General features: G+C 33.1%; 14 protein-coding genes. All 14 read left to right on the top strand.

Annotated features, from left to right (window positions below; translation table 11 throughout):
- The first annotated feature begins 193 nt into the window (after window positions 1-193).
- Entirely contained in the window at window positions 194-637 is a 444-nt protein-coding gene (locus DNC80_RS07650) for a hypothetical protein (protein WP_182650558.1), read from the top strand.
- Window positions 638-705: 68 nt separating this feature from the next.
- A complete protein-coding gene (locus DNC80_RS07655) occupies window positions 706-1290 on the top strand; it encodes a hypothetical protein (RefSeq protein WP_182650560.1) in 585 nt (194 codons plus the stop codon).
- Between the two features lie 75 nt (window positions 1291-1365).
- On the top strand, window positions 1366-1728 hold the full coding sequence (locus DNC80_RS07660) for a hypothetical protein (RefSeq protein ID WP_182650562.1): 363 nt from the start codon (window positions 1366-1368) through the stop codon (window positions 1726-1728).
- Window positions 1729-1732: 4 nt separating this feature from the next.
- Entirely contained in the window at window positions 1733-1987 is a 255-nt protein-coding gene (locus DNC80_RS07665; protein WP_182650564.1) for a hypothetical protein, read from the top strand.
- A 20-nt stretch (window positions 1988-2007) separates the two neighbouring features.
- A complete protein-coding gene (locus tag DNC80_RS07670) occupies window positions 2008-2892 on the top strand; it encodes a hypothetical protein (RefSeq protein ID WP_182650566.1) in 885 nt (294 codons plus the stop codon).
- Entirely contained in the window at window positions 2879-3070 is a 192-nt protein-coding gene (locus DNC80_RS07675; RefSeq protein ID WP_182650568.1) for a hypothetical protein, read from the top strand. The genes DNC80_RS07670 and DNC80_RS07675 overlap by 14 nt, the downstream gene beginning before the upstream one ends.
- A 3-nt stretch (window positions 3071-3073) precedes the next feature.
- Window positions 3074-3529: a hypothetical protein gene (locus DNC80_RS07680; protein WP_182650570.1), complete on the top strand. Its 456-nt coding sequence runs from the start codon at window positions 3074-3076 to the stop codon at window positions 3527-3529.
- An 18-nt stretch (window positions 3530-3547) separates the two neighbouring features.
- Window positions 3548-3973, top strand: coding sequence for a hypothetical protein (locus tag DNC80_RS07685; protein ID WP_182650572.1), 426 nt, complete (start codon window positions 3548-3550; stop codon window positions 3971-3973).
- A 2-nt stretch (window positions 3974-3975) separates the two neighbouring features.
- Entirely contained in the window at window positions 3976-4221 is a 246-nt protein-coding gene (locus tag DNC80_RS07690) for a hypothetical protein (RefSeq protein ID WP_182650574.1), read from the top strand.
- A gap of 4 nt (window positions 4222-4225) precedes the next feature.
- Window positions 4226-4786 carry a hypothetical protein gene (locus DNC80_RS07695; RefSeq protein WP_182650577.1) on the top strand — a complete coding sequence of 187 codons (561 nt, stop codon included), beginning with the start codon at window positions 4226-4228 and terminating at the stop codon, window positions 4784-4786.
- Between the two features lie 105 nt (window positions 4787-4891).
- A complete protein-coding gene (locus DNC80_RS07700) occupies window positions 4892-5452 on the top strand; it encodes a glycoside hydrolase family 108 protein (protein WP_182650579.1) in 561 nt (186 codons plus the stop codon).
- Between the two features lie 65 nt (window positions 5453-5517).
- Window positions 5518-6081, top strand: a complete 564-nt coding sequence (locus tag DNC80_RS07705; protein ID WP_182650581.1) for a hypothetical protein — start codon at window positions 5518-5520, stop codon at window positions 6079-6081.
- Between the two features lie 31 nt (window positions 6082-6112).
- Window positions 6113-7768 (top strand): thrombospondin type-1 domain-containing protein, encoded by a 1656-nt coding sequence (locus tag DNC80_RS07710; protein ID WP_182650583.1) that lies wholly within the window; start codon window positions 6113-6115, stop codon window positions 7766-7768.
- Window positions 7769-7830: 62 nt separating this feature from the next.
- The coding region (locus DNC80_RS07715; protein WP_182650585.1) for a hypothetical protein at window positions 7831-8029 on the top strand (199 nt) is incomplete at its 3' end.

An 8029-nucleotide genomic window follows, 5' to 3' on the forward strand; every position in this document is an offset into this window, starting at 1 on the left:
AACAACAACAACAACAACAAAATTCAAATACACAATACCAAAATACTGGAAATGAAAATGGAAATGTTACAACTACACTTCCTGAAAAAAAATCTAGTACTGGTACAATAGCAATAGGCGGAGCTCTTTTGCTCGCAGCAAAATTCTTATTTTAAAAAACCAAAAAGAAAATAACCACTAATCTAAATTTAAAATGTTCACAAAACCAACTGGAAAATCGTTATCAAGTGCAGCCACTATGGCAGGAGCACTTGTTGTAGGGGCTAAAGTAGGAGACGGAGTTAGCGCTCTTATGCCCGAATCTGTAGCTTCATACAAAAGATACATTATAGGCCTTGGCGCTGTCGCCCTTGCAGCTTGTATCAATCCAAAAACAACCCTCTCTCAGGCGGGACAAAATGCCTTGATAGGCGCAGGAGTAAAACAATTGTATGATGAAGTATCAGATTCATTAGCAGCAGCTATTCCAGTTAAGGAAAGTTCAACTGCTACTAATCGATTTGTAAACGCAGTTGTAGGTCATACTGAATTAAGCTTAGCACCTACATTAGGTTCTTCTTGGCAAGGTGACAGTTCTGCAATGTGGGATAGACCACAAGAATTACCAGCAATGAGCAACTCTTTTACAGGAGTTTAAATTTAACTCTAATCAATTCCAAAAATTAAAATTAAAACAAAATTAAATCACCATTAAACCAAACAATTATGTTTAACACAGTTTTTTTTCACACAGTATTAGCTTTTTTAGCTTTAGTTACATCACAATTATCTGCCCAGCTTACAGGAGATCTCGGATCGGGCAAAACTAGTTTAGACCCTCAAATTCTTGACATCAAAAAACAAATTTCAGGTGGAGGAACGATTGACTTAATTGACGCTACAACTCAAAGAATCGATGGTATTTGCTCATTTGACAAAAATATTTTACAAACAGGTAGGGCTTTCGTTTTTGATCAAATATCTATAGGATATAAAAGCGATGCTGCTGACGGTAAAGAGGGATCTTTGTCATATAACAGTGCGGCACCAACGGCATTGTTGAACGCATTATTTATAGTAACTCAAAATGGTAGAGAAGTTTTAAGAATGCCAGTTTCGGATTTACACAACTTAGCTGCAGGGCAAAATGTAAATGATCAATATACTCAATTAAAAGCGTTACGTTACTTAGCTGATGACAAAACGATTACCATGCAGTTAAAATTTCCACCAACTGTAGCTCTTGATGCTTCTGTAAAACACTATGTATATATACGTTTTAACGGTTTGCAAACCACTATCAAAGCATAATAAAACCAAAACCATTGAACCAAACTTTAAAAGCCTTGTCTGCATTAGGCAAGGCTTTTTTTATTATTTAAAAACATGGAAGAAATAAAATACGATTACACAACAGTAGATGTCACAATAATGGCAAACACAGCAACGGGAAGTGAAAAAGTTTTTTTACCGGATGGAAACGTGGTTGCTATAGGAGTAGTTCTAGCGGGAAACGTTGAAGCAAGAATTATAAATTTATCGGTTTTACAGAACAATACAGAAGTCATAAAACCATCTGATGTGCGTTTCTCTGAAAAAACCGCAGGTGGGACATATAAAGATAGTTTAAGACCTGTTGATTTCCCTGCAGGAAGAACATTTGAAGCTCGACTAGTAGCTACATCAATTTCAGCTACGCAAGAAATCTCTGCTCAAGTATTGTTTATGATCGAAAAGCCTAAAGTATAGTCAGATGGAAAGTTGTGGAAATTTAAAAAATAAAGTAATCACAGAAAACCATTCTGCTTTTTCATTAGCTGGAATGGTTAATCCAACTTTTCAAAATAAAGGAACTTCAACAGTAAATCTTGATGGACGATTAATAGCACCTGGAGAAACATATTCAGTTTACTTGAATCTTGTACTTCAAAACGCTATTCCAATAACTTTTGAAAAAGACAAATCTAAAACACGCATCCTATACATAGGCTACGGAGAAATCATTTAACTCAAAATCACGCAATAATTATGAGTAACATAGCCAATATACATAGTTTTTTAAAAGGTAATCCCAAAAGGTTTATAAATATTACGAATCAAGAAACAGGAGAATCTATTACACCTGAAAAGGAAATTTATTTAAAAGATATAGAGAACGAAGACATTGAAAATTTCATAAAAAATAATTTAGGTGCAATAACAAAACCTGTTTTAGTTTGGATTGAAATGCGAACACAATATGGTTCTAGCTCAAAAAAAGAAGGACACTGCAAAATCGAAGTATCGCCTAATAACTATCAACCTAATCAATCTCAAAATTATCCAGATACAAATATGCAACCTGTAGTTACCCCTAACATTATACCTCAGTATAATAATCCACCTAGTTTTTTAGGAAGTCCTGGACCACAAAATTTTTTCGGTTTAGGATTTGCCGAAGTTCTTGGAATGCAATCTAAAGCAGATCTTTTAAAGATTAAAGAAGAGCAATATTCAGATCTTAAAGATGAGTATAAAGAGTTGAAGAATACTCACAACTTACTTGTATCGGATCATAGGGATGCATTAACAAAATTGTCGATAGCCGAAGGTCAAAAAGAGTTGGCCGTTCAATTCGTTAGGTCTGAGAATAAATCAGCATTCGATTCTCCTGCTTTTCAAACATTAATGGATAAAGCACCTGAACTCATTAGCAGTTTTGTTGCAATGAAAACAGGTGCTTTACCTCAAACTGCAGGTGTATTAGGATCTCCTGATATGTCTGAAACACATCGACAATTTTTAGAATTTGTTTCTGAAAATCTTAATGATCAACAGGTCAATTTTCTTGGTTCAGTATGTCACTTTATTAATAATGAATCATTCGTAAGTCAATTAAAAATATTAATACAAAACCAAAATGGCTCAATCTAATGTAGTTGTAAGTGCTGTTTCTGATATGGAGCTAGTAACGAGAAAAACAGCAATCGAAAAAGTAAATCAATTACCTACTGATCAACTTCAAAGGGTTTTAAAGTTGATAAAATCTCCCAAAGCAATATCCTATTTGTCTAGCGATCTGAAATTTGCAATGCTTCAAAAATTTTTATAAAAAATGAATTCAAAAAAATCAAAATTAGGTAATCCAGTTGCCGCAGTTGCAGGTGTCAAAGTGATCGAAAAATCAGCTGAAGCGATTCCGTTTTTGATTAAACTTTTTACTGTTATTGGCGTTGGATATTTTGGATACCGTATCTATTCAAATAGGTTTGTGAAGAGGAAAGAAAACACTTCTTATCCACAAAGTAATGTAAGCTATGCACAAGCTAAATCTAGAGCGGATGCTATTTACGGTTCAATAGGAATGTTTACAAACGATTTTGAGAATGTAGCAAGACAATTAACTGGTTTAAATTATAACGGATTTGTAAGAGTATATAATGCTTTTGGCCACAAAAGAGGAACATTGCTTGCTGGTGATTTAAACCTAGAGGAATGGTGCTTTAATCAATTTACTAGCTATCAAATCCAGCAGTTATCCTTTTTGTTAGGTGGCGCTTTTTTTCAATAAACATTAACTTCTTCTATTATGACATTAGAAACCGAACAAAACATAAAAATTGCAGCTGGTGTTGCTGGAGGATTGTTGCTTTTAAGCTTAATTATAAGAAAAAAAACCGAAAGTAGCGACGATCCCACAGGTAATGGAAATTCGATCCCTACACAATTTGTTTTTAATGCTAAAAATGTTGCTAATGGACTTTACCAAGCTATGAAAGATAGCGGAACAGAAGAAGAAGCAATTCTTGAGGTTTTAAAAACAGTTACTCAATCACAATTCGCCCAAGTAGTAACAGCTTTTGGTTCTTTGCCATATAATGCTACTACAGGAAATCAGTATAGTTTTAATCCGTTTTCGCCTTTACCAAAAGTGAATTTAAAAGGATGGTTGATTGAAGAACTATCTCTAAAGGACTATACAATTTTAAGAAACAAATATCCATATCATTTATAATTATGTCAGAAAACAACCGCCAATGTGTAAGTTTTTACGATAAACAAGCACAATTAGTTATTGATAATAAAACCAACATGAGGTTTGTAGAAGAAGACGTCGATTTTACTCCAAAGACACCTGAATTAAAAACTTCTATTTCTACAAATAAAGTCTTTAATAAAAAGAAACCTTGGTTAGTATGGATATTGTTAGCAGCAATAATATATGGAACTGCTGAAGACGACACTATTAACGCCAAAATCTAAAAAAATGAGAATATATTCAGTTTTTAATGAATCATATATAATGGGAACTGATGCTAATTATCAGTCATTTTTTCCAGTAGATAGCGTAAATATATTAGAAAATAATTTTAATAATATTCCAGTGAATGAAGGCGTTCAAAAAACTACGTCAACCTTCAGTTCTATTGTTATTGATGAATATGGTAACGTATTGCCTCTCGCAAATGTTAAAGTTAATGGAGTTCCAACAACTCAAACAAACAGTGCAGGTTTTTTTTATATAAAAAACACAGATGCTAAAGCGATTGTAACTATTACTTATGTTGGTATGGGTGATCTAACGTACGTAGCAAGTGATTTACCAAAAACAATTTATATGAAAAGTAAAACAACTGAGCTCCCAGAGCTGGTTATTACTATTCCCAAAAAAAACATTGATACTGGAACAAATAATTCAGCTCCTAAAACAAACAGTAAAGGAGACAAAAATAAAATAAACTGGTGGTTATGGTTAGGTATTGGCGCTACTGGTGTCTATGCTTATAAGAATTTAAGTTCAAAAAAAACTATCAAAGCAAAAATTTAAAAATACTTTTTTCAAGTACTCTTTCATTGCGTGAGATTGCCAATTGCTACTCATAATAATTTGGGTAGCAAAAAGGCAATTATAAAAACATTAATCAAAATTAAAATGGCAAATTTCAATTTATTTATACCAATACTTCAAAAAATTGAAGGTGGATATCAACAACTTTCAAAGGATGGTGGCAACTACAACTCTTTAGGTCAAAATGTAGGGACTAATTACGGGATCTCTGCTCGTTTTTATGAAGATATAATTGGCAGACCTCCTACGGTTGCCGACATGAAAGCTATTACAAAAGAAAAAGCAAAAGTATTGTTCAAAAAATATTTTTGGGACGATGTACATGCAGATCGTATGAACAATCAGTCAATTGCTAACCTAATTACAGATCACGCAATAAATTCTGGAGAAAGTCCAATAGGTAAAATGGTTCAGGAAATTTTAAGAAATGATTTTAGAAAGAACCTAAAAATTGACGGAGATATTGGACCGCAAACAGTATCAGCAATTAACTCTGTAAATCAAAAACAACTATTTGATAAAATAAAGCGAGCTAGAAACGAGCATTATAATCAAATAGGCGGCGAATATTTATCGTCATGGTTAAGTAGATTAAAAAAATTCTCTTTCCAAAAAAACGATTTGCCATCGGGACAGGTGGCATAATACTAATAGGAATAGCTGCCTATTACGGCTACAAAAAATTTGAAAAAAATTATAACTAAATCACCATGGCATTAATTTTTGAAAGCAAAGTACCTCTTTCTGTAAGAGTTGATTTTATAAAAAAAGTAATTCAAGTGTCTTTGAATCTTAGTATAGATCCAAACTGGCTCATGTTTGTTATGTATCTAGAAACAGGAGGGACATTTAATCCAGCAATTACTAATAGGGCAGGATATACGGGTTTAATACAGATAGGAGCTGCAGCTGCAAAAGATTTAGGAACAACTACAGCGACGTTAAGAAAAATGACAGCTATTAGGCAATTAGATTTCGTTGAAGCTTATTATAAACAATGGTATAAACGACTTAAAATAAATAAGCCAGATAGTTTTGTAGACATGTATTTAATTACGCTATTTCCAGTAGCGGTTAATAAACCAGATAATTTTATACTCCAAACGAAAACTATTTCTGCAGCTAAAATGGCAGCAAAAAATCCATCATTTGTTTCAAATAAAAATAATAAGCAAATAACTGTTGTAAATGTTCACGAGGGTATGATAAAAAAAATACCTGTTGATTGGAGACCTTACTTTTCAAGACAAAAAACACAAAACACGTTAGTTTAAAATTGGTTTAAAACCACTAAAAAAACATAAAATGATAGCAGTAGGTATTCAGGAAGAAAAGAAAGATTTTAATTCAGATATACAAAACAATTTTTCGAAGGTAATAAAAGTATATTCTTCTGATTTATCAGGAAATGGAAGCTTAGAGGAACAGATATGCGAATATGTCAATTCCTTAAATTATATTAAAATGGATACTGATGCAGATGTTTGGATAGAGTACAATGAAGTAGAAGATCATACCCCATTACCTGTTAATGCAATAGTAAGTAATTGGACTGATTGGAGTGTTTGTAGTGTAGATGGTTTTCAATCTAGAACTCGTTATGTTATAACACCTGCTAGTGGTGGAGGTACAACGCCCGTATTAAGTGAAACTCGTGAGTGTACACCTATAATTGTTCCCCCTACTCCTGTTGATGCTGTAGTGAGTGATTGGACTGATTGGAGTGTTTGTAGTGTAGATGGTTTTCAATCTAGAACTCGTTATGTTATAACACCTGCTAGTGGCAGAGGTACAACGCCCGTATTAAGTGAAACTCGTGAGTGTACACCTATAATTGTTCCCCCTACTCCTGTTGATGCTGTAGTTAGTAATTGGACTGATTGGAGTGCTTGTAGTGTAGATGGTTTTCAATCTAGAACTCGTTATGTTATAACACCTGCTAGTGATGGAGGTACAACGCCCGTATTAAGTGAGACTCGTGAGTGTACACCTATAATTGTTCCTCCTACTCCTGTTGATGCTGTAGTGAGTGATTGGGAAGGCTGGTCTCCTTGCAGTGTAGATGGTTATACAACTAGAACTCGTTATGTTATAACACCTGCTAGTAATGGAGGTGGTACACCTATACTAACTCAAACAGAAGAATGTGAGTACGTAAATAGAGTTCAACAAACTACTTATTTTGATGACCCTTGTGGACTTTTAATTCCAAATTTATGGCTAGATACTACTGCTAATATTTATTACACTAGTGAATTTGGTTCTGAAGTTTATAGTGGTAATCTACATACTTTTATGACTAATAGCAATTCAGGTTTTGATGAATATGAGTGGCAATTTATTGAAGTATTAAATGGTGTAACTGATGGCATAGCTACTACTCTTTTTAGCTCTTGTCCTCCTAATTATGGTGGACTTAATAAAGTAGGTGCTATTATAAATTTTGATAATGATATAATGACTTTTCAAGTACACCCTGAAGTTGCTAATAGACAATTTACTTGTGGTGGTTACTCAGGTTTAGCTTTAGAGTATATGAAACCCGGAGAAAGTGTTTTTACTGTTGCTTACTTTAATGGTACTATGACTGCTGCTAATTTAATTTATCTTGAATTACCTGTTGGGACTTTATTAAAATTAATTGATACTATTGGGGATTTATTAGATTCAGATGTATATACTATTACAAATGGAGTACCTGGTGGAGCTAGACTTCAAATTTCTAATAAATTTGAATCTCCTTGTGGTAATGTTGTTACAGCTTGGGTAGACCCTCTAACTAATTTTCATTATACAACTGAATTTGGAACAACTTTTTTTAATGGTAATATCTATGATTTTGAAGGCCAAGCTGATCAAGTTGGTTTAGAGTTTAACTGGAGCTATATATATGTAGAAAACGGTGTTGTTATACCTAGTGGATCAGGTTCAACTATAAGCTCTTGTAATCCTTATAATTGATACGATATCATATCAAACTAAAAATAAACTATTTAATAATAATAATAATAATAAATAACAATATGAAAATACAATTTAGGATTATCAATAAAGGAAAAGGTAATGTAATTATTATGCCTTCTGATCTACACAAAGTTTGTTCTTGTTGTGAGGAAAATTCAAGATCTAAAAATACAGTAATTACCTCGGCTGAATTACTTGTTTTTAAAGCTGATGGAAATCTAAACAATGATGTTATTGAACCAAGAGATACCGTTATAG

The sequence above is a fragment of the Flavobacterium sp. SOK18b genome, assembly GCF_014156605.1.
Lineage (GTDB): Bacteria > Bacteroidota > Bacteroidia > Flavobacteriales > Flavobacteriaceae > Flavobacterium > Flavobacterium tiangeerense.

Coding starts and splice junctions, on each gene's coding strand:
- DNC80_RS07680 (WP_182650570.1), top strand. CDS start 3,074: ATGAATTCAAAAAAATCAAAATTAGGTAATCCAGTTGCCGCAGTTGCA.
- DNC80_RS07710 (WP_182650583.1), top strand. CDS start 6,113: ATGATAGCAGTAGGTATTCAGGAAGAAAAGAAAGATTTTAATTCAGAT.
- DNC80_RS07655 (WP_182650560.1), top strand. CDS start 706: ATGTTTAACACAGTTTTTTTTCACACAGTATTAGCTTTTTTAGCTTTA.
- DNC80_RS07665 (WP_182650564.1), top strand. CDS start 1,733: ATGGAAAGTTGTGGAAATTTAAAAAATAAAGTAATCACAGAAAACCAT.
- DNC80_RS07705 (WP_182650581.1), top strand. CDS start 5,518: ATGGCATTAATTTTTGAAAGCAAAGTACCTCTTTCTGTAAGAGTTGAT.
- DNC80_RS07660 (WP_182650562.1), top strand. CDS start 1,366: ATGGAAGAAATAAAATACGATTACACAACAGTAGATGTCACAATAATG.
- DNC80_RS07670 (WP_182650566.1), top strand. CDS start 2,008: ATGAGTAACATAGCCAATATACATAGTTTTTTAAAAGGTAATCCCAAA.
- DNC80_RS07690 (WP_182650574.1), top strand. CDS start 3,976: ATGTCAGAAAACAACCGCCAATGTGTAAGTTTTTACGATAAACAAGCA.
- DNC80_RS07685 (WP_182650572.1), top strand. CDS start 3,548: ATGACATTAGAAACCGAACAAAACATAAAAATTGCAGCTGGTGTTGCT.
- DNC80_RS07650 (WP_182650558.1), top strand. CDS start 194: ATGTTCACAAAACCAACTGGAAAATCGTTATCAAGTGCAGCCACTATG.
- DNC80_RS07675 (WP_182650568.1), top strand. CDS start 2,879: ATGGCTCAATCTAATGTAGTTGTAAGTGCTGTTTCTGATATGGAGCTA.
- DNC80_RS07695 (WP_182650577.1), top strand. CDS start 4,226: ATGAGAATATATTCAGTTTTTAATGAATCATATATAATGGGAACTGAT.
- DNC80_RS07700 (WP_182650579.1), top strand. CDS start 4,892: ATGGCAAATTTCAATTTATTTATACCAATACTTCAAAAAATTGAAGGT.